Origin of the sequence: Tychonema sp. LEGE 07196 (genome assembly GCF_963890365.1) — a bacterium.
In the GTDB taxonomy this organism is placed as follows: domain Bacteria; phylum Cyanobacteriota; class Cyanobacteriia; order Cyanobacteriales; family Microcoleaceae; genus Microcoleus.
The window spans coordinates 21219-47109 of sequence record NZ_CAWPRX010000078.1 but is presented as its reverse complement, the minus strand read 5'-3'; the positions used below and the strand labels follow the sequence as shown (position 1 = coordinate 47109).

21 protein-coding genes are annotated in these 25891 nt (G+C 46.4%); 9 read left to right on the top strand and 12 right to left on the bottom strand.

The genetic code is table 11. The annotated features are described in order from the left end of the window. Window positions 1-309: 309 nt before the first annotated feature. The 3 genes from AACV78_RS09910 to AACV78_RS09900 all read right to left on the bottom strand — a co-directional run bounded on the left by AACV78_RS09910 (window position 310) and on the right by AACV78_RS09900 (window position 2529). Window positions 310-915 carry an anti-sigma factor family protein gene (locus AACV78_RS09910; RefSeq protein ID WP_194012625.1) on the bottom strand — a complete coding sequence of 202 codons (606 nt, stop codon included), beginning with the start codon at window positions 913-915 and terminating at the stop codon, window positions 310-312. 313 nt (window positions 916-1228) lie between these two features. Beyond that, window positions 1229-1888, bottom strand: coding sequence for a sigma-70 family RNA polymerase sigma factor (locus AACV78_RS09905; protein WP_194012629.1), 660 nt, complete (start codon window positions 1886-1888; stop codon window positions 1229-1231). A gap of 149 nt (window positions 1889-2037) precedes the next feature. Further along, window positions 2038-2529, bottom strand: a complete 492-nt coding sequence (locus tag AACV78_RS09900) for a molybdenum cofactor biosynthesis protein MoaE (RefSeq protein ID WP_194012628.1) — start codon at window positions 2527-2529, stop codon at window positions 2038-2040. A 639-nt stretch (window positions 2530-3168) separates the two neighbouring features. On the opposite strand from AACV78_RS09900, the gene AACV78_RS09895 reads away from it, so the two are divergent. After that, a complete protein-coding gene (locus AACV78_RS09895) occupies window positions 3169-3546 on the top strand; it encodes an SH3 domain-containing protein (protein ID WP_194012624.1) in 378 nt (125 codons plus the stop codon). A gap of 119 nt (window positions 3547-3665) precedes the next feature. On the opposite strand, the gene AACV78_RS09890 is transcribed toward AACV78_RS09895, so the two are convergent. Further along, on the bottom strand, window positions 3666-4646 hold the full coding sequence (locus AACV78_RS09890) for an aspartate carbamoyltransferase catalytic subunit (protein ID WP_194012623.1): 981 nt from the start codon (window positions 4644-4646) through the stop codon (window positions 3666-3668). 632 nt (window positions 4647-5278) lie between these two features. On the opposite strand from AACV78_RS09890, the gene AACV78_RS09885 reads away from it, so the two are divergent. Beyond that, entirely contained in the window at window positions 5279-5497 is a 219-nt protein-coding gene (locus tag AACV78_RS09885; RefSeq protein ID WP_193973492.1) for a DUF4327 family protein, read from the top strand. Here AACV78_RS09885 and AACV78_RS09880 read toward each other — a convergent pair. From AACV78_RS09880 to AACV78_RS09845, 8 genes are all read right to left on the bottom strand, one after another. After that, entirely contained in the window at window positions 5426-5737 is a 312-nt protein-coding gene (locus AACV78_RS09880) for a hypothetical protein (protein WP_194012630.1), read from the bottom strand. The two genes, AACV78_RS09885 and AACV78_RS09880, sit on opposite strands and share 72 nt — an antisense overlap. After that, entirely contained in the window at window positions 5728-6969 is a 1242-nt protein-coding gene (locus AACV78_RS09875; RefSeq protein WP_194012622.1) for a protein kinase domain-containing protein, read from the bottom strand. The genes AACV78_RS09880 and AACV78_RS09875 overlap by 10 nt, the downstream gene beginning before the upstream one ends. A gap of 465 nt (window positions 6970-7434) precedes the next feature. Further along, entirely contained in the window at window positions 7435-9720 is a 2286-nt protein-coding gene (locus AACV78_RS09870) for a serine/threonine phosphatase (RefSeq protein WP_194074283.1), read from the bottom strand. 333 nt (window positions 9721-10053) lie between these two features. Next, a complete protein-coding gene (locus tag AACV78_RS09865) occupies window positions 10054-12618 on the bottom strand; it encodes a single-stranded-DNA-specific exonuclease RecJ (RefSeq protein WP_194010302.1) in 2565 nt (854 codons plus the stop codon). Between the two features lie 273 nt (window positions 12619-12891). Then, window positions 12892-13707 (bottom strand): PD-(D/E)XK nuclease family protein, encoded by an 816-nt coding sequence (locus tag AACV78_RS09860; protein WP_194010303.1) that lies wholly within the window; start codon window positions 13705-13707, stop codon window positions 12892-12894. A 201-nt stretch (window positions 13708-13908) separates the two neighbouring features. Then, window positions 13909-14577 carry a Uma2 family endonuclease gene (locus tag AACV78_RS09855; RefSeq protein WP_194010304.1) on the bottom strand — a complete coding sequence of 223 codons (669 nt, stop codon included), beginning with the start codon at window positions 14575-14577 and terminating at the stop codon, window positions 13909-13911. 197 nt (window positions 14578-14774) lie between these two features. Beyond that, complete coding sequence (locus AACV78_RS09850) at window positions 14775-15359, bottom strand: PAP/fibrillin family protein (RefSeq protein WP_194010305.1); 585 nt, start codon at window positions 15357-15359, stop codon at window positions 14775-14777. 278 nt (window positions 15360-15637) lie between these two features. Next, entirely contained in the window at window positions 15638-17317 is a 1680-nt protein-coding gene (locus AACV78_RS09845) for a glycosyltransferase family 4 protein (RefSeq protein ID WP_194010306.1), read from the bottom strand. A gap of 391 nt (window positions 17318-17708) precedes the next feature. Here AACV78_RS09845 and AACV78_RS09840 point away from each other — a divergent pair, with 391 nt between their 5' ends. The 7 genes from AACV78_RS09840 to AACV78_RS09810 all read left to right on the top strand — a co-directional run bounded on the left by AACV78_RS09840 (window position 17709) and on the right by AACV78_RS09810 (window position 25679). After that, window positions 17709-17948, top strand: a complete 240-nt coding sequence (locus tag AACV78_RS09840) for a DUF3134 domain-containing protein (RefSeq protein WP_194010307.1) — start codon at window positions 17709-17711, stop codon at window positions 17946-17948. A 130-nt stretch (window positions 17949-18078) separates the two neighbouring features. Further along, window positions 18079-19194 carry a phospho-N-acetylmuramoyl-pentapeptide-transferase gene (mraY, locus tag AACV78_RS09835; RefSeq protein ID WP_194010308.1) on the top strand — a complete coding sequence of 372 codons (1116 nt, stop codon included), beginning with the start codon at window positions 18079-18081 and terminating at the stop codon, window positions 19192-19194. A gap of 216 nt (window positions 19195-19410) precedes the next feature. Next, on the top strand, window positions 19411-20400 hold the full coding sequence (locus AACV78_RS09830; protein ID WP_194074282.1) for a glycosyltransferase family 2 protein: 990 nt from the start codon (window positions 19411-19413) through the stop codon (window positions 20398-20400). Between the two features lie 316 nt (window positions 20401-20716). Next, entirely contained in the window at window positions 20717-22576 is a 1860-nt protein-coding gene (locus AACV78_RS09825; RefSeq protein WP_194010309.1) for an NAD(P)H-quinone oxidoreductase subunit F, read from the top strand. Between the two features lie 174 nt (window positions 22577-22750). Next, window positions 22751-23470: a carbonic anhydrase gene (locus AACV78_RS09820; protein ID WP_194010310.1), complete on the top strand. Its 720-nt coding sequence runs from the start codon at window positions 22751-22753 to the stop codon at window positions 23468-23470. Window positions 23471-23577: 107 nt separating this feature from the next. Continuing rightward, window positions 23578-25083, top strand: coding sequence for an NADH-quinone oxidoreductase subunit M (locus AACV78_RS09815; RefSeq protein WP_194010311.1), 1506 nt, complete (start codon window positions 23578-23580; stop codon window positions 25081-25083). Between the two features lie 206 nt (window positions 25084-25289). Next, the gene (locus AACV78_RS09810; protein ID WP_194010312.1) at window positions 25290-25679 is read left to right on the top strand and encodes a NirD/YgiW/YdeI family stress tolerance protein; all 390 of its coding nucleotides are present in this window, start codon (window positions 25290-25292) and stop codon (window positions 25677-25679) included. Window positions 25680-25891 lie beyond the last annotated feature (212 nt).

Sequence of the window (25891 nt, the reverse complement as noted above, 5' to 3'; positions counted from 1 at the left end):
TATTTTTCTTATTACTTGAAAGTTGACAAGTACAGATTTAGTCAAGCATACATCCCGCCCATATCGAAAAAATACGTCAAAAGCGCGATCGCGCTTAATTGCCAAACTTGCCAAGAATCTTAAGATTTATCTGCGCTGCATCTGTCTCGATCTGCGGTTTCCCTATCAATCACAAAATTAGGCAATTAGCCAATCAAAACCCAGAGATTGTCAAAGGATAAATCCACCTTAAAAAACCGCGAAAAACAGCAAAAAGCCCCCGTTTTTTAGGGAGCTTAATAACTTTCATTATTGCTCAACAAATCAATCCTACTGAACCTTTGGCAATGACTTGTGAGGGCTTCCTACATCAACTTTCGGAATATCCATCACCGGCGCATTCACCCCAAGCATCAAATCGTTGGGATTAACAATCTCCATTACCGGCTCGTTCAAAGCCACAATCAAACCGTCAGATTCAGCAGGAAGGGGCGATTTCGCAAACTGGGGAGCAAACAATTGGCGGCCGCCAGCGACACCAGACACCGCCGCAATTAACAAAGCTGCGATCGCACCTCCACCCAAAACCCAATTTCGTTTCGTCTTGCGTTCAACCCGCTGCAAAACCTTCGCCGCCAAATCCTGTGCTGATTGTTCCGCAGCCGGCACCGGCATTGAGCTAAAACTTCGCTGCATACTCAAAAGTCGCGAGTACAAACGCTTCGTCGCGGGGTCATTTGTCAGCAATTCTTCAACTTCTCGGCGTTCTGTCGCCGTCACTTCGCCGTCAAGGTAGGCACTCAGCAATTCAAAGCGATCGCGCATCATAGTAGTTACATTGCCCTGGGAATAATTGTTGTTAGATGGAGTTTCACCGAGTGAATCCCCCATCGGTTGCTGATTCTGATTTTTTGCTGATTCAAAGTTATGATTCATATTTCACACCACTGGATAAAATTGGGAGAAGTACGCGATCTTAAAATGATTTACTCTTTATTTACATTATCAAATAGAAGCTTTGACGTTACAATAAACTTCATCAAATCTTCTTCACCTCGCCCAAAAACCGATACAATCTCCTGACTTTTGTTATGCAGATATCCTAACTTTAGACTTTTGTGCTCTCTCCTTTGATTCACCCACCGGCAAGTAAATCTCAAATCTGAAACTTGTAGGACGAAATCTCAAATCTCAAACTTGTACGCTCGCGAAGCCGAAGTATGTACAATCTCAAATTGACTGAATTTTACTAATGACCGTCGAGATATTTTTGCAATTGCAATTGCAATCTTTGGCGAGCTCTAGCAATTCTCGACTTGACCGTTCCCAAAGAAACTCCGGTTATTTCCGCTATTTCCTCATAGGCTAAACCTTCAATTTCTCTCAAAACAATTGTCGTGCGGAAAACTTCCGGCAAATCGGCGATCGCCGATCGCAACTCGTCATAAAATTCTCTAGTCGTCAAATCATCATCAGGCCCCGGACTGTCCGCCGGAATTTCCCAATCAATCTCCCCATCTTCCAGAGCCCTGGGTACGTCCAGGGACAGAGGAGTTCGCACGCGCTTGCGCTTTCGCAACTCATCGTAAAACAAATTAGTGGCGATGCGACTCAGCCAGCCCCGAAATTTAACAGGCTCTTGCAAGCGGTTAATATTGCGGTAGACCCGAATCCACACTTCCTGAGCCAAGTCGGCTCGGTCTTGCCAATCGGGGGCCAAGTGATAGAGAACCCTGTCTACGTGGGACTGATACCGCTTCAACAGTTCTGAAAAAGCTGTGCTCTCAGGTCGGCTTCCTTCCTGACATCGCAACACCAAGTCATAATTAGAGAGTTTTTCGGCTGGCAATTGCACTCTTTGAACGGTCGCCACAACCGCAGACCAGGACACGGAAATAAAGTCGCTCATGGGTGGAATTGGCTCATCGAACATTCCACATTTGTTGACGCTGGCCGATCGTCGCAAGTTCCCAAACAGGAGAAGAGATGGAGACTGGGGCATGGGAAACGATCCCGAAAAGCCTTGATAACAAACAACCAATAACCAATGACTAATGACTAATGACCGACAACTTCGCACGCTCCAATACTAACCCAACTGCTAGAACCGTCGGCCCAATGTTCCTTTTTCCAAATCGGTACGTTGTGTTTGAGCGTATCTATGGCGTATTGACAAGCTGCAAAGGCCGAGTCCCGGTGGGGACAGCCCACAGCCACCAGTACGCTGATTTCCCCCACCTGCAAGTGTCCGACGCGGTGGTGAATGACGACCCGATTGACATCGGCCCACTGACGGCGGATTTCCGTAGCGATTTGCTGGAATACTCGCACGGCCATTGGTTCGTAGGCTTGATATTCTAGGGAAACTACAGCTTGACCGTCAGTTTGGTTGCGGACTGTACCGCTCATCATTACCACCGCTCCGTTGGCGGGGTCATCTGCCAAAGTGTATATTTCTTCTACAGATAACGGCGCTATAGTAATGGCGAAGCTGTCTGATTCATGGCATTGAGGTATTGTGCCGATCGCAAGTGCAGAAATAGAGTTCATTGCCAAAGAGGTGATGCTGGAGAACTCGATCGATCTTGACACAAATCCAGTCGCGATCGATTTATCTTGCATCATGTCACGCATACATAAAAATCAATTTTTAGCAATATAGTTGTGAAGCCTAGCTATCTATCTTCGGGAATCTGCCCGAATAGTTGTAGCAGTGCGATCGGCAAAAATATAACTCACCAGAATCAAATTCCGACAGTGGTCAAGAGCGAGAAGTCTGTTTGCGCGAGATCGAATAGCTGTCTATCGCCAAGGGCAAATCAATCAGCAAGCACAGCAAAATAAGTCGTATTATGCCAGAGTCGCGGCAGGGAATTTCACAACCCAAGCGATGACTGCGTTCCCTTTTTGATGACACAGTTAACTTTCATTCGGCGCTCATACCGAGCCACCCCGTCCAAATTTTTAGGAAAAAATGTAAACTTTATTTATTTTTTGTTCCCGAAAGCTGGTTAAATGACATGATGTACTTGTGCAGATTTCAGGCCAAGCAAGCGAATACTCGGCAAAGCAAGACTGTAACGCCCTTTTGTACCTTTTTTTACCCACAAATTAATGGTTTGGGCTGTTAATCTAACGTTTTGACCTGAGTCTGCATCAACAACTGTTAACAATAATCATGAGGAAACTATGGAAGCACTAGCATTGAATCATTCTTTTGTTGCTTATGAATCTCCAGAGTCCGAACTCCAACTGGAACTGAAAGTTCCTACTTCTGCATTGGTAGGCGTTGCAGGTATGGCAGTAGCCTTATCTGTTATGGGAGTCGCTGGCGAAGCGCAGGCCGGTTGCTACAAACAACGCTGCGGCGGCGGTCATGGCTATAACCGCTACGGCGAAGTTGCCACCAACGGCGGTCGCCTAAATATCCGCCACCGCCCCAATGGCTGCGCTCGTGTCATCGGCAAGCTATACAATGGAGATAACGTGGCATTGACAGGTCGTTACAGACACGGCTGGGCCCAACTCCAAGGCGGCGGCTGGATTTCTACTGCCTGGATCAACTAATTCTTAACTAGATAAATTTACATTTTCTAGAAAGAGTTTTAATCGTTACCCGGGCTGACCGGGTAACGATTATATTTTAAAGAGGCGATCGCTCCTGAGAATCACTAACAGCCCACAAGCTAAACTTTACCGCCGCCGATCAGATACAGTAAAGCCATCCGCACCGCGACGCCACTGGTAACTTGCTGAGAAATCAGACTAAATTGGGGATCGTCCATCAAATCCGAGCTAATTTCCACGCCGCGGTTAACCGGGCCTGGGTGCAAAACCTTCACATCCGGCTTGCAGAGTTTGAGCCGATCGCGCGTCACCCCATACAAAGAATGATACTCTCGTAAACTCGGCAGCAAATGCTGGCTCATCCGTTCCTTTTGCAGCCGCAAAGTCATCACAAAATCAGCATCAGCCAAAGCAGGTTCAAGCTGCCAGTGCAAAAATAACTTACCTGGACGAACATCGCCGCACTCAGCAAACAACAGCGGCAGCAAAGTCGGCGGCCCGGCCAAATGAACCTGTGCCCCAGAAGCCGTAAGACTCCAAATATTCGACCTCGCCACCCGCGAATGCAAGATATCCCCCACCACAGCAATTTTTTTGCCCGCTAAAAGTTCCAGCCGCGGGCCTTCGCTATCTAACAGAGAACAGATAGTAAATAAATCTAGCAAACCTTGGGACGGATGTTCGTGCTGGCCGTCTCCGGCATTGAGAACGCTGACTCTCGAACCCAACCGATCCATTTCCGAAGCAATTGTGCTCGGAACTCCAGCTTGTTCGTGGCGGACTACCATCAAATCCGTTCCCATCGCCAGATAAGTCTTAGCTGTATCCAGAATAGTCTCTCCCTTCGTCAGAGAAGAACTACCAGGGGTAAAATTCAGCGTATCCGCCGACAGCCGCTTCGCCGCCAATTCAAAACTGTTGCGAGTCCGGGTGGAGGGTTCAAAAAACAAATTCGCGACCACTTGACCCTGCAGGGCCGGCACTTTCTTCGTGCGGCGGCCGAGCACCTCGCGAAAACTGGCCGCAGTTTGCAGCACCGTGTCGTATTCGTCGGAGGTAAAATCAGCTAGAGTGAGAATGTGTCGCCTTGTCCAAGTCATGCAATTTTAGATTTTAGATTTTAGATTTTAGATTTAGTGCATTAGGACTATGGGTTGGGAACTTGCTGGCACGCCTGCGTCGGGCGGCCTAGAATGTTCTACCGACAGTCGCGCGGATTCCGATCAACATTATCTAACCATTTTTGACCACCTTTGCCGTGATTAGAGCTATAATTAGTTTATGCAGTTGAGTCCCAACTCTGGCAGCTTTCACTAGCGCCGAAGTTGAAACGAATGCTTGACTCGCCCGAAAGCGGAAATTAGACTGTAGCAGCGAAAGAGTAATTTCAGTCGATCGCCAACTCAGCCTTGTCAAAAATAAGCCGAACGCAGCCTTTGCAGCATATGCTATGATATGTGGAAACAATCGAGGCGGCAAACTTCCCACGGCCGCTCGACAGCATATAGCGTGACATTTTAAAGATGATTAATTCTTTGAAGTCAATCTTGACTCTTCAGTCTTGCTTATAGGGCCTTGTCAAAACGAACTGTGTTAAGATACAAGTTGAATATGTAGCTTCCCGACTAAAATCTACACGTATCTTGGCTAGACTGTTCTTGGCGAAACTGCGATAAAGAGTGTGCGCTGGGAAGTGGTAATTACACAAGATTTAAACAATTCAAGAGGTATTATGAGCCAGAAGGTGATTCAGCCGATGGTTAAGTTCCAGCGTCAGGTGCATTCTCTCGTCACGTCTGACATTATCAAGCCGACAGACAGTATTTGGAAAATAGCTTTGCTTTATGGGGACGAATGGCCTTACTGGAAACAGCAACTCCTAGAGTTTGATTTTTCTATGCAAGATCCCGTTAGCGAGTTGATCGCTGTAGAAGCTTGGGACGAGGAATAACAGCCCAGACTGAGGGCTTTGGTATCTGGGAGAAATTAACAGGCGATCGGGTAAATTTATCAATAAATTTGCCGCTTCTAACTTCTTCCCTCTTTCCTCTTCCTTCTTCCTTCTTCCTTCTTCCTTCTTCCTTCTTCCTTCTTCCTTCTTCCTTCTTCCGACGGACTTACATCCGTTACATCCGTTACATCCCGTACATTGCTCGTTGCCGAACTTCCTTCTTCCTTCTCTTAAAGGCAAGCTGCTAAAGCTCTAGCTAATTGTTTAGCGGTTTGAAAACGATCGCCCGGTTTAGTTGCTGTGGTTCGCAAAATGGTCTCGCGCAACGAACGTGCGATCGTCGGAATATTTTCCAGCTTAAACCCGTAACCTTGAGTGATTTTGCCATAAAACTTTTGAGGGCTTTCGCCCGTCAGCAAAAAAATTAAAGTAGGCCCGATCGCATATAAATCAGACTGAGGGAGAGGTTGTCCCCGGTCTTGTTCCGGTGCGGTGTAGCCTTCAACGCCGATGCGAGTGCCCGGTGGAGTGCCGATTTCTTTAACCGCACCAAAATCCAGCACTGTAATGCCATTGTCGCGGTGGCGCACCAGCAAATTAGCAGGTTTAATATCCCGGTGGACAATCGGGGGTTTTTGAGAATGAATGTAATCCAAAATTTCACAGGTTTGGATCATCCACTCGATCGCCTGTTTGGGAGCAACAGGGCCGCGGTTGTAGATGCGTTTTTCTAAATCCTCGCCGTGAAGCATTTCCATTACTAAATATTTTTTCCCCCCTTCGACAAAAAAGTCAAAAAACTGAGGAATTCCCGGATGGTGGAGGGCCTTGAGAGTTTTAGCTTCGCGTTCAAACAGTTCTTGAGCTTTACCTATTTGAGCCATATCAGCATTCATTTCTTTGAGGACTACCAAAGAAGCTGCGGGAGAACTTCCGGGTTTTTGAACTTTGGCTTTCTCTCGATCCCAAGCTAAAGTCGTTGTCCCCATACCGCCTTGGCCCAAGGTTCGCAGCACTTGGTAGTGACGGATAGTGCGATCGACTTTAATCGGTTCGCCGCAGTGGATGCAGAATAAATTCCCCGGCGGGTTTCCCGCGTGGGTACACCTAGGGGTGGCAGTATGGGCGGTAGGGATCGCCTCAATTTTGCCGCCGAGTTCAATCGTGACAGCTTGGAAATGCAGAGTTGGGCCGCCCCGCGCCAACTGGATCAGCACACCGTCGGAGATCCAACCCTGAGACATGAGAATACCGTTAACAAAAGTGCCATTTGTTCCCGAATTGACTAAGTACCACTGACTGTCGGTGCCGCTTTTAACTCTTTGCAATTCCAAGTGTTCGCGCGACACAAGAGCATTGGGGATCACAACGTGATTTTCAGGAGAACGGCCGATGCGGACAATGGACTCGCTCTCGAAACTCCACTGTTGCAGGGGGGTCTGTTTTTCTGGATCTAAAAGAGTCAGCAGCATTTTCGATTCATAGGATTAATTCTGCCCGGTAAGATTTAGATAAGGTGGACAAGACTGACATCAAGGACACATTTGAAACTTATTTTATTTCCTGCTTCTTTTTCGGGAGTCGGTTGCTTCCAGTCTACAGGCACGAATTCAGAACGGCCTATCCTTGCTAACCGATAATAATGCAAATGAGAGATCGAATAATCGCTGCGTTTTCCCGATCGAGCAAAAGATTGTCAGACTCACAATCAAAAACTCGTTTTTTTAGCAGCATTGGTTGCCGATGACCGGAAGCACAACAAGTTTTTGATCGTAGATAGATTAAGCATTCACTTAATTAAATCGCAATTCAGGTAAGAGGACAGAAAGTCAAGCCTTGCCGGGAAAAGGCCGTTCCTGTTCCAGATAGCCCAACAATTACAGTTTTAACCTAGCGGACAAGGGCGCTGCTTTGGAACAGTGGACAGCATCCAAAATCTAAAAGCGAAATGCGCCTACCTGGGCGCGAATGATAATTGCCGTGAGGTTGTCGTGACCGTTGCATTTGTTGCCTAATTCAATCAACTCGGCAACTCCGCGATCCAGATTAGTCTGGGGATTCAACAGAGGTTCGAGAGTGCTTGGCCAATTAGTTTCGAGCAAATCATTATCTGTCAGGCCGTCGGAGGCCAAAATCAATAAAGTATCTTCGCACAAGTCTAAAAACTGCACGTCAGGCTTGAGAAAATTACCGTCTCGCGGGCCGAGGGCTTGAGTTAGTTGATAGGCGTCGGGACGGGAATAGGCAGTTTCCGGGTCAATCCCGCGCTTAATTTCGCGCTGTCCGACTTCGTGGTCTGAGGTAATTTTTTCTAGGGGCTGGCCTTTTCTGAGTCGGTAGAGGCGGCTGTCACCGACGTGGGCCACGGCGAATTTGGTGTCTTGAACTAAGACTGCGACTAAAGTTGTACCCATGCGGGCGCTGCCGGAGCGTTTGTCGTTTTGATTGATTTCAAAGATGGCTTTGTTGGCGAGGATCACTCCTTCGCGGATGGTGTCGGCCTGGGGGAGTTGATTTTCCCAACAGTTTTGAAAGAAGTCTCTGAGGGTTTCAGCGGCTAGTTGACTTGCTACTTCTCCGCTGTCGTGTCCGCCCATCCCGTCGCAGAGAATGTAAAGCCCTTTGGTTTGAAAGATGCGACCGAAGCAGGTTTCGAGTTTGTCTATCTGAGTCCAGATGCTGAAGAAGTCTTCGTTGTGGTCGCGGGTGCGGCCGACATCGGTGAGGCCTGAGTCTTCTAAGCTGTACATCTGGACTGGCATGGGCTGCGTTAAGACTTCGCCAGCGTCGGAGGGCGAGTTGTCGGGGATGCTATTTTGGAAACGGGTGGGGGTTAGGGTTAAGGTTGCTGCTGGTGGGGTTTGGAGTTCGAGGGGAACGGTTTCTAGGCGCGATCGCAATTCTTCGATGGTATCAATCTCGCCTCGGTACATTTGTTGCAGCAGTTCCAGCAATGCGCCAAACTGAGTGCGAGCGGACTGGTTAAATATCGTCTCCCACAATTGCCCCAAATCTATTAGTTGCAGGTTTGAGCCGGCGGGTTCGGGATAGAGGTATTGCATCCGCAAAGAGGCAAAGGAAAAGGAAGTGTCGGGGTTGACCCGCAAATTTGTCAGTTCCAGCAAGCTTTGCCGACAGCGCCAAGGTTCTAGGGCTGCCCACAGTTCTGTCATTTCGTGCAGCCAGTACACAATTTGCTGGATGGATGTTTCCGGCTGACTCCACCGTTCTACCAGCAGCGGCCATTGGGAGCAGTTTTCTAGCAGCAGCACTGCCTGTTTGTTGTCTGACCAGCTATCGTGAATGACTGGCAGGTTGTGAGAAAATTGCCAGCGGAGTGCTAGATAAGGTTCGGCTATGCCTTGGCAAAGCTCTGCTAAGGCCGAATTGGTCGAATTGTCTCCGTCTTGGATTGCTTTGTAGGGTGAAGTTCGTTTGGCGACGCTGGCAGAGTTGGCTGCTAACATTGCTTTGAGCGGTGACATTTGCAGCGGCTGAGTGTCTAATACTTTTACTGCTACTGTGTCTGAGGGTTTTCTCGCCGGCAGGGTTTCTAGGAGTTGGTAACGCTGTTGGCTGTCTAGATAATCTCCTGCAGGCTGGGAAGAAATTAAATATTCGGAATTGGGGACGGGGATTTCTGGGGGTTGGGGAGATGCGACCTCTGGGTTCTCTGTTTTTTGTGGGGTAGGAGCTGGCTGTGGTGCGGTGATGAAATTGCTTTCAGATAAGGTTATTTCGCGCTCTGGTGCTGTTGTAGAGCTTTTTTGGTCTGTTTGCAAGGATGCTGGGACGATCGCCTCCACGATATTTTTTGGGTCAATATTTTCTGGGCTGCTGAATTCGGCGGCATCGGGCTGCGGAGAATTTGGTGTGGTGCCTGTTGCTGCGTCGGCGGTAATTTCTGTTTTAATCGGGTTGGCGATCGGTTCGGGAGAGTTTTGGGCTGATGCGGTTTCTAGAAGGTTGTCGGTTTTTTGGGCAAATTCGGCTGGGGGTATGGTTGACTGGTCTGGCGGGACTGCTAGAAATTTCGACGGACTGCAGATAATTGCCCGCCACACTTGACCTGTTGCGGTGCCGCAATTTTGACATAATGCGGCGCTAACAGCGACTTGGGCTCCGCATTCATGGCAAGGTTTGTAAATTAGGGAATTTCCGCATTGTTGACAAAACTTGTTTAGATTGGGATTTTCAAATTGGCAGCGGGGACAGAGGATCATAGGGCTTTTAAATTGGAGATGTGCGATCGACTCAAAGCGGTGGGGAAGTTTTTGGTTTTGGGCTGTGAGTTATCACTTTTGAGTTTGTGGGCGTGACTCGCAAGGGATAACTCCCATTGTCCTATGCCTTATTTTATCGGCATCAATTGAGAACTAAGATATTTCTTAGAACTGAGTTGTTGTACCGGCGTCAGGAATCGGTCTGTCAAGCGATCTCCACAACAAAGTTTTTCGCTTCACAACCTTTGGAACCCCGCGCCACCAGCGCAAGCGTGAACTCATAGCTGAAAAAAGCCCAAAAGCCCTTGTTTAACAAGGGTTGCAAAGATTAGGTTAAAAGAAATTTTCTGTAGAATCTTCTTGGACAACGGTCTCGCGCGCGATCGACACAATGGTGGAAAGGGGTACTTCACAAAAATATTTCCTGCGGAATTGTTCTTCGGAGACTGCTGCTAGGAATTGCGCTACAAAACCGACTGCTGGCGGAAAATTGGGCTCGTCGAATTGGGTTGAGGGACTAGAAAATAAGGCTTTGGAGATTTTCTCTCCCTTTTCTGCGGTTTCCGGTTGTCTGGTGATGTGAAAAGCTCGATCGCGATAATTGACTTGGAAACCGAGATTTTTTAGGGTTGTGAACCCCCATCGCAGGGGTGTGTCGCCGATGCCTAGTTTTTGGGTTAGTTGGTGTCTGGTGACTGGTTTGTTGGTGCGGCTGAGGTATTTGGCGATGCCGATAAGCTGTTGGCAGATTTGCTGTGGGGGCAATGGTGGGGGTAAACTGTAGGCGATCGCCAGTTTTTGCTTAGTCTGCTGCGCTTTCCGAAACCAGATCCGCAGTTCGTCCCAGCTTGCTGGACATTCTTTGAGGATAATTGAGTTTTCGCGATCGGCTATTTCCAAATAGTCGGGATTTTCTGCCAGCATTTGAGATCCTAAGTTTCTGCTAGCTGCTAACAACTCTTCATCGTTATTTCTATTCCGCCAGTCTACAATCCAATCTATTTTTGTCTGGGGATTAACTTGTTTCTCATCCCTGGATTCTTGCACAGAAATCAACCGCACTTCATAGTCCGACGTGTAAGTATTGAAATCAAGTTCGACAGTTGCATGGCACCGCCCTTGAGGAACTTCGTCTCGGTAGTGTCCCCACCAAATGCCGGGAAATCCTCTATCGCTAGATTCATCCCAAACTTCAAAAGAAGTTTTGATATACTTTACTTGGTTTCCTTTTAAATCTTGAATATTCTTATTTTTGATATTCTGAAACCAGCAGTTTTCAACCAGCAATTTTGGTGCTGGGTTGCCCATACCGCAGGGTTCGAGCAATTTGAGTTCTTGAAATAACTCTTTCCCTAACTCGGCTACAGTAATTTTTAAATCTGCTTGAACGGGGGCTGCTGTTAAACTATCTGTGCTGTATTGTTGTCGGAGTTGTTGATTTACGGCATCGGTAAATATGGGGATATTTTCAACGGGGAGACTCAATCCGGCGGCGAAGGGATGACCGCCGAATCTGTCCAATAAATGCGCTTGGTCTTTGACTAATTGGTAAAGGTCGATTTGATTGGCGGAACGCGCCGAACCCCTGGCGATTGGGGCTTTGGGATTTTGGCTTTTGGATGGGGAAACTGTTGCCAAATCCGGGTTTAAAGAATCAATTACTTGTGTTTCCGCAAGACTGGGGTTAATTTTTTCGCTTCCTTCTGTGCAGAATAAAATTACGGGTCGGCCGTATTCTTGGGCGATTTGTCCTGCGACTAATCCTAATACTCCTACGGGCCATTGGGGGTCGCTGAGGACAATAACGCTAGTAGTTGAAAGGTCGAGTTTGGCGAGTTTTTCGGCTGCATCTTTGGCAACATCTTTTTGTAAAGATTTGCGTCGGGTGTTGGCAATTTCGGTTAAATTTGCTAGTTCTTCGCAGCGTTTTTTGTCGCGGCTGGTGAGGAGTTCTACGCAGAATTTGGCGTCGCCTTGAATGCGGCTGACGGCGTTGATTCTAGGGCCGATACCGAAGGAAATGTCGGTTGGGCGATCGCCCGTTCTTTTGCACAAATCGAGCAATTTTGCAACTCCCGGACGGGTGGGATTTTTGATTTGTTTTTGCAGTTGTTCTATGCCGATTTGTGCTAAATAGCGGCTGTCTCCTGTAAGTTGGACTAAATCGGCAATTAAGCCGATCGCCACTAACTCCAATAAATCTGTGAGCGGGCGCTGCGGAATATCCGGCAATGTGTGATATAATGCTTCGATTAATTTGTAAGCTACCGCAACGCCAGACAGGTTAAACAGTTGGTGGTTGGGGGGAAAGTAGCGGGGATTGATGATTGCTGTCGCTGGCGGGCGATCGTCCGGTAATGTATGATGATCCGTGATAATTGTATCGATATTTAAGCTAGTAGCATATTCGATTTCAGCAATATTTGTACTGCCGGTATCGCAGGTAATAATTAAGCTAATTCCAGATTCATGTAATTTATCTATGCCGGGGATATTGAGTCCGTGAGATTCAGTTAAGCGGTTGGGAATGTAATAAGTTAGTTGGTCATTTTGAGCAAAAAACTCTCCCAGTCCGTCCCAAAGTACCGAGGTTGAAGTTATGCCGTCGGCATCGAAATCTCCCCAGATTGCGACTTTCTCGCTGTTGTTTATTGCTTGCTGAATTCGTGCGATCGCCCAGTTCATTTCTAGTCCGAATTCAAACGGACTTGCTGGTTGATAAAGTTTGGGATTGAGAAAACCTGGGATTTGTTCGGGGTTGTCAATTCCTCTGTGCCAGAGAAGTGCGGCGGCATAGTTTCCGGGGAGTCCTGGCGCGTGTTTTTTGACAGCTTGGATTAGCCAAGCTGGGGGTTGGGCTATGGGTTGATTTTGCCAATTTTGAGCTAGTTCGGCCATTAGATTTTAGATTTTAGATTTTAGCTTTTAGAGTTATTTTTTTATTAGATAAATTAACCATAATTCTGTAGGGGCGGGTTCACCAACAATCTTTAATTCACATCCACAATATCTATCAACCCGCCCCTCGCTTGCGCGCGAATACCTCAGAAACCCGGTTTCTTGCTAACTTTCTCGTTTCTCGCCGTCAAAATTCGTAGAAACCGGGTTTCTAGCATCCCAATGCGTCTAGGATTGAAACTGTCCGAAGATTTTGCATAGTAAAAGGTTTAATTAAATAGATATTTCCTCGATTATAGCAAGATTTGGCAGCCAATTTGCGGGAGTTTCTGCCGGAAGGTTTAGTGAGGAAATTTGGGTGTCTTGGGTGCGGTTGCATCTAGTGGCGAATTGACAGGAATCGCACAGATTGGCACTAATTTCTACTTGCGGGAAGAATTCGCCGCCTTCGGTATAGCGCTGTCGCCAGTCAATTAGCTGCTGCAATATTTGGGTTAAATCTTGTTTTGTGCGATCGTGTTCTGTTTGATTGTAAGAAAATGTGAGTTTTTGCGGCGGTTCTTTTCCTTGGAATTGGACGAACCAGTATGTCATAGAAACTTGTTCGGGGGAATAATCGCTGGTTTCGACTAAGACGTATAAATAGAGGCGAGTTTGCCAACTTTCGGCTATCCATTTAGATTTTTGAGGGCGGGGATAGGTTTTCCAGTCGAGGATTTGGGCTGTGTTGGGTTCGGCGATTAATAAGTCGTAGATAACTGTAAATAGGTAGTCTTGAAAAATTAAGATGCGCGGATGTTCGGCTTGGCGGAAAATGCGATCGCTATTTTCTGACTTTGCGAAAAGTTCGGGGGCGGCGTTGATAAATGCTGCTACACAGCGCCCCAGTTCGGGGTCTTGTTGGATGATGGATTCAATGGGAAGTCCGAGTTCTCGCTGCTGCATCAAGAGGTGAAAATGGCTACCCCATGTGAGTTTTTCTTTGTGTTCTGGGGATGTGGTGGTGGCGAGGAGTTCTAGGTAGCTGTATTGAAATTTGCGGGGGCATTCTTCGAGGATTTTAAGTTGGGTTTGGGAGAGTCGGAGCATTTTTTTGTGTGATATTAAGAATTTTTTGTAAGGTTTTGTTGTGCAAATTATAAAATTTATGGCTACCCAGCCTGGACGGCTTGGAGAAACGTCTCAAAAATTAATTTCAATGGCTATCAAAACTGAGATACTCCCACCCACCATACCAAATATTGTTGTATTTTTTTGAAATGGTACAATATTTGCATTTATTTAAACTGCCTACAAGTACCCAATTTGTTGAGCAAACCACATCGCCGCCGTCCCATTTCCTTCATTCAAAAGTTTCAAAGTCTCCGACAGCAAAGCAATCGGCAATCCCTCAAGCGCCACCGAAAAATAGCATTCCTGATACTTTCCATTCTCCTGCAAGCGAAATGCTAATACTCTCACACCATTAATATCTACTACCCAATATTCAGGAATTCCCAAAGCAGCATACAAGCGCTTTTTTTCATCTAAATCGCTCGTCAAAGTAGTATCGGAAATCTCTGCGACTAAATCTGGAACTCGTGAATTATTGAGGTTAATGCGTCGCGGTTCTCCTTTTTGGGATTGGTGGAAGTCTCCGCCAATGTATAAAACTTTATCGGGTGCACCTGAACCCACTTTAGGTTTTTCAATGACACAACCGCTAAGAGAATCAAAATTTTGTCCTGCTTTGGTGGTAAACCACACAAAAAATATGATTGTAAAAAGATCGTTAAATCTGGCGTGTTGAGGCCCTTCGTTACCCATGTTTATCCAAATATATTCTTCGTGAAAAAATATTTTTGCTTGCTCAAATTTGGGATTTTCGCAAGCTGCTACATAATCTTCCCACGTCGCGGGTTGCCATTGGGGAATTTCACCCACTTGAGATACCATGAATTTTGCAGTTGTAGAAGTCATGATTCCAAACCAAATTGAGGATAACTTTGTCCTAAATGAAGTTGATATTTATCTGCTGGGAACCCAGACACCCGGTTTTTGCTAAAAAGACACGTTACAAACCGCAAAAACCGCAAAAAAGCCGATTTCTTTATCATTTTAGATCGATCGCAACTTTCAAGCAAAAGATCGATCGCACTAAATCAAACATCACAAAACTACTCTTTTGTCAATACAAAAACACTTCCTTCATTGCCGCGCCCGATCCGCAAATCGCCATCCAAATAAGTAATATCCAGCCATCCCTGCTGTTCGCGAGTATCCAGCTTGAAATCTACAGCAGCGAACTTTTTACCAGACTCAATCTGATTGATATATTTTGCCGGAGATTCATAGCCAATCAACCTGCTTAAACCCAAAATCGACCGCTCAAATTTTACCTGCACTCGCCGTTCCGAGGTGGCCTCAAATCTCGCAGCTACGCTGACAATTCCTTCTAAATAAGGCAATCCGTAAACTTCGGCAATGTTATAAATCTTTGATTCTTTGACGCGGATAGATTGATAAATTTGACCTAATTTTAACAGCGGAAAACTGTCAATATTCAACAGGGCGCGACTGCTGGTGTACAACAACCGCCAATCACCTTCTAAAAGCTCTGCGGCTTCGACGGGGCGAGATGTGGGGTTGTAATCTTCCAATTGGGCGATCGCACTTAAAATCGCCTGTTTGTCGTTTGGAGTCGCCAGCAAACCGCGATTTTTACCAGCAATTATCTCTAATAGTCCAGATTTTTTAAGCATAGTTTTTTAAGAGTCAGTAGTCATTAGTCAGTAGTCAGTAGTCATTAGTCAGTAGTCAGTAGTCATTAGTCATTAGTCAGTAGTCATTAGCATTTTTTAGGGGCGGATTTAGCTAAGGATATATGATACAAATGACTGAAAAAATGGCACAAACCGCCCTCTTCTTCTCTGTACGTAGTGCGAACCCTAGATTTATTTTAATCTTCAGTCTAGCCGCGAAAATCCTTTGACAAGGAGTGGTTTAAACCGCCGAATCTTATTCGATTTAGCATGAACCATTACCGATTCCCAATGACTAGCACGCCAAATTTTACGAGATAGAGTAGCGTCCGATACAGGTGTGCTAATTCTTGCTCGTTTTTGGCATAAAGCCTGAGAATTTCGCCTGCGCTGACAGTACCTTTTTGCTCGATCGCCTTTAACATCTCCATCTGAATCTTAACAGAGATTCTTCGGTCTTGACCGAAACTGCTAAACCAAATAGCCTGCAACTCTTTCAGAAGTTCTGGTGTGGCGATCGCACCCAGACTCAGCATCATATCATTGGTTAAAGTTCTCGTCGCATAATGGCCCAACACCCGAAACGGATCGTCGCTTAGCGGATAAGGCGGTTTCCCTGGTTTTAAAGGTGCCGATTCCGGTGCCAAAACCCGAATTTCTGCTAATTCCCGCCACAACTGTTCGTAAGCAGCAATTACTACTTTCCAATCATAAATTTCCCTCGCCCTTTGTCGGGCATTTTCGCCCATCCGCTTTCTCAATTCTGCGCTGTCAATTAACAGACACAAAGCACGGGTACAAGCATCAATATCAACTGCTGTGGCTAGGGAAGTGTGACCCATGTAAGTCGGCCAATTCAAACTACCGTCAAGATAATTTAGGGCTAAATCTAAACAAGCTTCTGGCGGCGGGATGAGTGTGGGAATGCGGAAGCCATCGATTTCGTGGCGTACTGATTCTTTGTATCCGTTCCAATCAGAAACTATGGCCGGCAGTCCGTTAGCCATTGCTTCGATTGGCGTCAGTCCGAAGGTTTCTTGAATGTTGTCGGAAAGCGAAATAAAAATGTCGGCCGCCGACCAAATATTAATTCTAATTTCCGGCTTTCTGCCGTCTAAAAAAATAGCATTTACGGAGGGACAAAATATTTGCGCGCTATTTTTAAAGTCGGGTTCTTCTCTCAAATCTTCGATCCAACCGGCTTGAATTAGGTGGATTTTAGCTTTGGTCTGCTGTGCTGCCCGTTCTAAGGCGATGTACATTGGTACGGGATGGGCTTTTGCCGAAAAAGTTAATCTACCGACAAACAACACAACAATATCGCCGGGAGAAATGCCGAGTTCTTGTCGCTGTTGGCGGCGGCTGTTAACTGCTTCCACACCCTGCGGAAACGCGCTGCAATCGACTCCTAGGGGAATAATTGGCAATTTGATCAAAATTTCCGGTTGACCGCCGTTGCGCTGCGCTAAATATTCTGACCACTGCGTCAGAACTCCTTCTACTGCTGTTTTCACGGCCCCAGAGGTGCAGATCAGCGCGTCCCAAGGCTGTATCGGTGCGGCGATCGAATCGCCGATCGCCTCCATGACGTATTTTGTACCGATTGTGTGGGTAACGCCGCAAATGCTGTAGGCCCGCTGATCGACAAATCTGCGCGCCCAAGCCAGGTCTGCCAGGGCCGGGTCGGGTCGGTAAATTGTCCCCGGTTGAGATAGCAAATCCGACCGCTGTGTGGGAATCCAGCGGACTTTCCGAGGTGTTTCCAGCCAAGGTTCGATGCGGGCACAAAATTCCTCAAAAGTGGTTTGGCTATCTGCACAACAGTAGAGAGAGTCAGCGGTGCCGTGTTGGACTAAGCTTTTGAGAAATCCTTCTCCGGCTGCATGACGCCCCAGAAGTCTCTTTCCTGTGGTGTCGTAACCCTCTTTGTTGTATAAAACGGCTGCGGTGGTATCCATCCTGAGATTTATTGCTTGAGAGTTGACTGAACAATGTAGAGGCTATTTGCCATCAGGCTTCACGCGAAAACTAGGAGAGTGTTGTGAATCGGCCGCTTGCCAGAGAGCCCTGCGTCCTGGATCTGTTAAAGGGCGATCGTCTCAGATTACAATACTTACGGCTAAAAAAGGATTGGCAAGAGCGGATTTTAGTGTTATTCTGGGGCCCATGCTCGGGACAAGTTCCTTTTCGGTCTGCCATCCTATCGAGATCCGGAAGCAAACAGTCTCTGTGGTATAATGCCCTAGCGCTGCTAAATGCCGGATGTGCAAGCGATTGATCGAAAGAGCAGTCACTCGGCAAAATATTACCTCTACTCGATCGCGTCTTTCCGTTTAGAAACCGAGAATCATGTATAACCCATCTCTGCGCCAAATCCCTCGCCACTTGCCTGCGGACGTAATTCCATTAAAGCAGGAATCATCTCTTTTAGACTGGTTGGAATCTCAGAATCGCCTGTTAGCAAGGGATGTCCAAGAACCCAACTATCTCAACGAAGAAGAATTTCCCGAACTGATGGCAGTTGACGACAATCCTTACGATGATTTAGAAGAAGAAGCTGAAGATGATGCGGGTGCAGGCGACGAATAACGGATAACAGGGTGAAAGCATCAACCGGAAACAGGGAATAAAAACTAAGAGATTTTGCAATCTCCGGTATCCCACCCTATTCCTCAATTGTCAATTGCTTATTCTCAAATGGTGTGTGTGCAGGAGTGATATGGATAACTTTGTCGATGAAAGAATCCCTTTTAGTATACCTTTCAAACTTACAGGTCGGAATTTATTGCTCGTGCTGGGTTTTGGACTTGGCATTGTAGCGATCGGTTTAGATGTAGCAGCGGGCAGATTTTTGAATTTGCCTCGATCGCTATTTTTACCCCTAGTGGTTTGTGCTTTCGTTGCATCGGGATTGGGCTATCTAATAGTTCCCGTACTCCAAAAACTGAAAGCAGGACAAATAATTCGCGAAGACGGCCCCCAAGCCCACTTGAAAAAAGCCGGAACTCCAACAATGGGCGGAGTTTTTTTTGTACCGGCGGGAGTCGCAGTCGCTTTACTCTGGTCTAATTTTAACTCAGACGTTGTGGCAGTATCTGCTTTAACTTTAGCTTACGGTTTCATCGGCTGGCTGGATGACTGGCAAATTCTGCGCCACAAGTCGAATAAAGGTATTTCACCTCGGATGAAATTAGCTTTGCAAATAGGTTTTGCAGCTTTATTTTGTCTGTGGTTAATGTTGCACAATCCAGCAATTTCTACGAACATTGCTTTGCCTTTCGGTTGGGTATTGCCTTTGGGTTTGCTGTTTTGGCCGCTGGCGGGTTTTGTGTTAGTGGCTGAAAGCAATGCTACTAATCTTACCGACGGCGTTGATGGGTTGATGGGAGGTTTAGGGGCGATCGCACTTTTGGGATTAGGCGCATCTGTAGCCTCAACTTCGCCAGAATTAATGATATTTTGCGCCTGCATCAGCGGCAGTTGTCTCGGTTTCTTAACTCACAATCGCAATCCAGCCAAAGTGTTTATGGGCGATACAGGGGCCTTAGCTTTGGGCGGTGCGTTGGGTGCGGTAGCTTTATTAACAAACAGCCTTTGGATATTATTAATTATCAGCGGGATTTTCTTTGTAGAAACGCTGTCGGTAATTGCTCAAGTAGGTTATTACAAAGCTACAAAAGGCCCGGATGGCATCGGCAAGCGCCTGTTAAAAATGGCTCCGCTGCACCATCATTTAGAACTGTGCGGCTGGCTGGAAACTCAGGTTGTTGGGATCTTTTATTTAACTAACGGGGTGTTAGTGTTAATGATTCTGATGTTGGCTGGTAACAGTTGAAAGCGGATTATTAATAAAGATTACAGCATATGTAGCTGATGTTTTCTGCCATGTTAAAAAACAAATAAGATGCCCGTTCCACAAGAACTCAATGCAGTTGTGGAACGGGCATCTTGCCAGTTTTAGATTTAAAAAAACTTCAAAAAAGGTGAAATAAAACTGGTTCGTAGTAAGGACTTTATTCCTGATTGATTCAACAACCATCAGAGAGGATGAATGAAAAGTGCGGAGTTTTTACCCCTTGTTTCGGTTGTGGTACCTGTTTATAACGGTGAGAGGGATTTGCCGGATTTAATCGAGTGTTTGCGATCGCAAACTTATCCGCCACACAGTGTAGAATATCTCATAGTAGACAACAAAAGTCGCGATCGCACTTCAAGTATTCTCCAAACAGCTACAAACTTGAACCCCCCCTCAGTCCCCCCCTTGGTAAGGGGGGGAGGCAATTTGGATAGAATAACCATTCGCCATTTCACCGAAAATCGCATTCAAAGTTCCTACGCCGCCCGCAATCAAGGGATTCGCGCCTCCACAGGCGAAATCATTGCATTTACCGATGCAGACTGTCGCCCCGAAACTCAATGGCTGGAAAATTTAGTTAAACCGTTTGTTGACTTAGAAGTAGGAATTAGCGCGGGGGAAATTCTCGCCCTCCCCGGTAATAGTCTCTTAGAAAAACACGCAGCCCGCGACAATACTTTATCTCAAAAACATACTCTCGCTCACCCTTTTTGTGCCTACGGTCAAACGGCTAACTTAGCTGTACGCAGGCAGATTTTAGCAGGAATCGGTTTGTTTCGCCCTTACCTTACGAGTGGTGGCGATGCGGATTTGTGCTGGCGGATTTTGCGACAAACATCCTATAAAATGTATTTTGCCGAAAGTGCGATCGTCCGACACCGCCACCGTTCTACAATAAAACAGTTGCAAAGTCAATGGTATCGGTACGGCGAATCTAATAAATATTTGCACGAACTCCACGGTGTCGATTTGATGCGTGACTTTACCACAGGCGAATATTTGTATCGGCTGGCTAGGTGGCTGTTAAAGGAGTTGCCGGTTGCTGCGGCTAAAAGTGATCTCGCCCGCCTCGATCTGGTAGATTTGTTACATACGCCGATCGGTCTTTTGAATGTTAGGGCAAGGGCGATCGGACAGCGCCAAGCCAAACTTCCGTTAGCAGCTTGGGAAATTGACCAGCTTTAATCACTAAAAAAAATACCGACGGTTAACACCGATTCTCTACTTCTCTACAGGCAAAACCCGCTATACAAGCGGGTTGGAGACTTTTGGCCGGCCCTCTTATTTTTGCATCGTATAAGTATAATTTATCTCCCGATAAGTACCATTAATCAGCAAATATGAAAATTTCCGGCAATCCTTAATATAAAATTAATAAGTCTATTCTGAAGCGCCGGCTTCAAAACGACAAGAAATTCGCAGTCACCCCCAAAATTTCTTTACTGGCGATCGAGATTATTCTCAGATTATTAATTTTTTGTAACATTTACAGGTAGTGCCAATGGCTCAAATCTTACTCCAGACCGTTTGGTTTATACCTTGCTACCCACTCATCGGCGCATTTCTGTCGATACTGTGGTTTCCTGGACTAACCCGCCGCACGGGACCTAGACCCTCCGGTTACATAAACGCCATTTTAACCTTCTTCGCTTTCGCCCACGGCGTCATAGCCCTAACCGCAGCCTGGAACCAACCGGCACAACAGCAGTTGATTCCCTGGCTGAATGTAGCAGGTTTAGACCTCACCATTCCCGTAGAAATCTCTGTTGTCACCGTCGGGGCTACAGTTTTGATTACCGGACTAAACTTTGTGGCGCAGGTTTATGCCTTCGGCTACATGGAAATGGACTGGGGCTGGGCGAGGTTCTTCTCCCTGATGGGGCTGTTTGAAGCTGGGATGTGCGGCTTAGTTTTGTCCAACTCTCTGTTCTTCAGCTACATGATTTTGGAAGTCCTGACTCTGGGAACTTACCTGCTAATCGGGCTGTGGTTCAATCAGTCTTTGGTGGTGACAGGAGCCCGCGACGCTTTCTTGACCAAGCGGGTGGGAGACTTATTCCTATTGATGGGAGTAGTTGCAATTCTGCCGCTGGCTGGAACTTGGAATTTTGATGAATTGGCAGTTTGGGCCAAGACGGCAAACATCGACCCCACCGTCGCCACGCTGTTGAGTTTAGCTTTGATTGCCGGCCCGATGGGCAAATGCGCTCAGTTTCCCTTGCACCTGTGGCTGGATGAGGCGATGGAAGGCCCGCTACCGGCAACGATTTTGCGGAACACGGTAGTTGTGGAAACCGGCGCTTGGATTTTGATTAAATTGCAGCCGGTCATCGCTTTGTCGCCCGTGGGACTGAAGACAACTATTATTGTAGGTGCTGCAACGGCTGTGGGTGCTTCCTTAATTGCGATCGCCCAAATCGACATCAAGCGCACGCTATCTTATATAGTTAGCTCTTACATGGGCTTAGTATTTATCGCCGTCGGTACCGGACAAACCCAAACAGCTTTGACATTGATATTTGCTTATTCCTTGGCAATGGGTTTGCTGGTGATGAGCATTGGTTCAGTAGTTTGGAACAGCATCACTCAGGATGTCCGAGCTCTCGGCGGTTTGTGGCCCAAGCGTCCCATATCGGGAATATCGTTTCTGGTCGGCGCTGCTGGAGTAATTGGACTGCCGCCCTTCGGCTGCTTCTGGGCTTTATCGGAACTAGCAGGCGGGTTTTGGAATACCCACCCTTCACTGTTAGGAGTCCTGCTGTTTGTCAACGGTGTAACTGCTTTTGGCTTAGTGCGCGTTTTCGGTTTGGTTTTTGGTGGTAAACCAAAGCAAATGACCGAACGTTCCCCCGAAGTTTCCTGGCCTTTTATCTTGCCGATGACCGTGTTAATGGGATTTACCTTGCACGTTCCGCACTTGCTCGCCGCGTGGCAACTTTTGCCTTTGGCAACTTTGAATTATACTGCGGCCGGACTGTTAGTTTTGTCAAGCGTGATCGGCATCGGTGCAGGGGCATTTATTTATCTCAACGAAAAGTGGGAAAAACCGGTGCGAATTGGTTCTCAAGCCGTACAAGACTTCTTTGCCTACGACTTTTACACCGCCAAACTTTACCGCGTCACAGTGGTATTTGCCGTCGGTCTGGTATCCCAAATCATATCCTGGGTCGATCGCAATATTGTTGACGGATTCGTAAATTTAATAGGTTTTGCCACAGTTTTAGGCGGTCAAAGTCTCAAATACAACGTCAACGGTCAAACTCAATTTTACGCCCTGACCATTTTGTTCGGAGTTGCACTTTTGGGACTGCTAGTAAGCTGGCCTTTGTTGGCTCGTCTCTCGCTGATTGTTGGCGGGTAAAGAGATATAACATTTAAAATTTTAGGTGACATTTATCACCTAAAATCTTAAATAAATGAATTCTCGAATAAAGATTTCAAATACTTAAAATTTTAGGTAACATTTATCACCTAAAGTCTTAAATAAATGAATTCTTGAATAAAGATTTCAACCCGATCCAACAATCCCAAGTACATGAAAGACAATAACCGACCAGTCAATCTTTCCCGACGTAATTCACTCAAATTTGTAGCAGGAGCAATAGGTACAGGAATACTCGCAGCACGACTAGGTGCTGATGTGGCTGCACCGGCACCAGCCATTGCTCAAAATGACATGAGTCCCGATGCAGCTTTAAAACAGCTAATGGACGGGAACAAGCGATTTGTTGACAGAAAACGTACAAATCCCCACCAAGACTTATCCAGGCTCACCGAAGTAGCCAAAGGTCAAAAACCCTTTGCTGCTATTCTCGGCTGTGCAGATTCCCGCTTTCCTTCCGAGATTATCTTCGATCAGGGATTTGGAGATTTATTCGTCTGTCGCGTGGCCGGAAATGTGGTTACTCCAGAAGAACTTGGCAGCCTGGAATTTGGCACGCTGTTGTTGGGAGCAAAAGTGCTGATGGTAGTCGGGCATGAAAACTGCGGTGCGGTAGGTGCAACCCTCAAAGGCGCTGCAGTTCCCGGCCAAATTGGCAGTTTAGTTGATTCAATTAAGCCGGCTGTAGAAAGCTCGAAAAACCAACCGGGCGATCATCTAGAAAATGCGGTAAAAGCTAATGTTTTGCTGCAAGCTCAAAGGTTGAAAGCGTCTCCTATTATATCTAAGTTAATTGAGGAGAACAAGCTGAAAATTGTTGGTGGATACTACGATTTAGACACGGGTGCTATCAGTATTGTTACTGATTCCTGATGCGATTTGGGATTAATAGTTTGGGGTCGAATTAACATTTAAGATCTCAAATTATTAATCATAAAAGCGTAGGAAATAGATTGTTTACTCTTCACTGTTCATAAATTATGCTTAGTGCCTTGCTATGGTTGCCCGCGTTGGGCGCTGCGGTGGTGGGTTTTTTACCAGGAAATATCAATGCAATGCGACTGCGCTCAATAGCCTCCGCCTTCGCTGTTGCTATTTTCCTGTTGAATATCTTGCTGCTGACTCAATTTGACACGACAAATTCAGGACTGCAATTTCAAGAATATTTGCCTTGGATTCCCCAATTAGGTTTGAGTTACAACTTAGGGGTTGACGGCTTATCTGTGCCGCTAATTGTTTTAACCGGATTGTTGACGCTATTAGTGATTTACGGCACCGACGAAGGAATAGCTCGTCCACAGCTTTACTACGCGATGATTTTGCTGATCAATGCGGGTGTCGTTGGGGCATTGATGTCTCAAAATTTGCTGTTGTTCGTACTTTTTTACGAGCTAGAATTAATTCCTTTTTACCTCTTAATTGCGATTTGGGGTGGCAAGCAGCGGGAATACGCGGCGATGAAGTTTCTGATTTATACGGCTGTTTCGGGACTTTTAGTTTTAGCTGGATTTTTGGGTGTAGCTTGGCTGAGTGGCTCTTTAAACTTCGATTACAGCGCGATTACTACTCAAGACTTGTCCTTTAAAACTCAATTAATCCTGCTAACTATTGTGCTGATTGGGTTGGGAATTAAAATTCCTTTAGTGCCCCTGCATACATGGCTGCCGGATGCCTACGTCGAAGCTTCGCCAGCAACAGCAATTTTGTTGGGAGGTGTTTTGGCGAAATTGGGAACTTACGGCTTAATCCGGTTTGGTTTGCAGTTGTTTCCCGAAACTTGGTCGATTGTCGCTCCCGGTTTAGCGATAATCGGGACAGTCAGCGTGATGTACGGTGCTTTGAGCGCGATCGCCCAAAAAGATATCAAGCGCATGGTAGCCTATAGTTCGATCGGACACATGGGCTACATTCTCGTTGCCTGCGCCGCCGGAACAAAACTTGCCTTAATCGGTGCAGTTGGGCAAATGGTAAGCCACGGCTTGATTTTAGCTTTGCTGTTTTACCTCGTAGGCATCATCGAAACCAAAGCCGGCACGCGGGATTTGGACGTGCTCAACGGCTTGATGAACCCGCTGCGAGGTTTGCCCACAGCAAGTTCGCTGTTAGTTTTGGGAGGCATGGCAAGCGCCGGCATTCCCGGTTTAGTCGGTTTTATCGCCGAATTTTTAGTATTCCAAGGCAGTTTTTCAGCATTTCCAATTCCGACTTTACTGTGCATTTTAGCCTCCGGGTTAACAGCAGTTTACTTTGTAATTCTGCTCAACCGCACCTGTTTTGGAAAGTTGGACAACGCCACGGCTTACTACCCTGCGGTTAAGTTTTCCGAAAATATGCCCGCCCTAGTTTTAGCCGGGATAATTTTCTTCTTGGGAGTGCAACCGGTGTGGCTGCTGAAGTGGAGCGAGTCTACTACAAATGCGATGGCAGTAACTCTGTCAACGGGTAGATATTCTCAAGTAGCTGTCAGCTATCAGCCGGAAAAATAGAGCGTGAGAAAGTGGAGGATGGAAAAAGTACGAGTCTTTTATGATTCTGCTTTCTTCTTCTTTCTGCTTTCTTCTTCTTCCCGATCCCAGCAGATTATAAATGTGTTAAAGTAGGAGAGAGCAGTCAACGGCGGCATCTTCATAAATAGACGTGAGAGTTTTAGCTAACTGACAAAATAGCACTAATTGCCAGGAAATAAGAACTCATGAAACGGAAAAAACTTTTTAGTTTGCTCGCAGTGACAACCATTCTTTCATCTGGAGCAGCAACTTCTGCCTTTGCACAATCCCTAACTCGAATCAGCGATTTGCAACCGTCGAGAACACCAATTACCATCTCTGGAAAAGTAGTCGGTTTTGGAGACGCTGATGACAATGAATGGATTATCGACGACGGTAGCGGTCGAATTAGAATCGATGCCGGCCCCCGCCGGTGGCGCGATATTAATGTATCAAAAGGTGAAACAATCAGAGTTGTTGGCGAGATGGACGACGATGAATTTAATGCTTTTTCTATTACTCGCTCGAACGGCTCATTAATTAACATCCGCTCTCCCCAAGGTCGTGAGCCTTGGGATGACAAAAACGACGATTAACTGCAAAATTTTGCGCTATCTGTCTGCAGAGCCTGGGATTGCGAACAAGAAGATTGCCTCCGAAATTATTGGAGGCATAAAAACATTCAAACCTTAGTTTTTTACCCTTCCTCGTGACTTTAACGAAAAATATTCGTAAAGGAACCAAATTTCTGAATGCCTGTGCGTAAGCCCTAGGCCAAATTCTGAATATTTCTAAATAGTGAAATTCA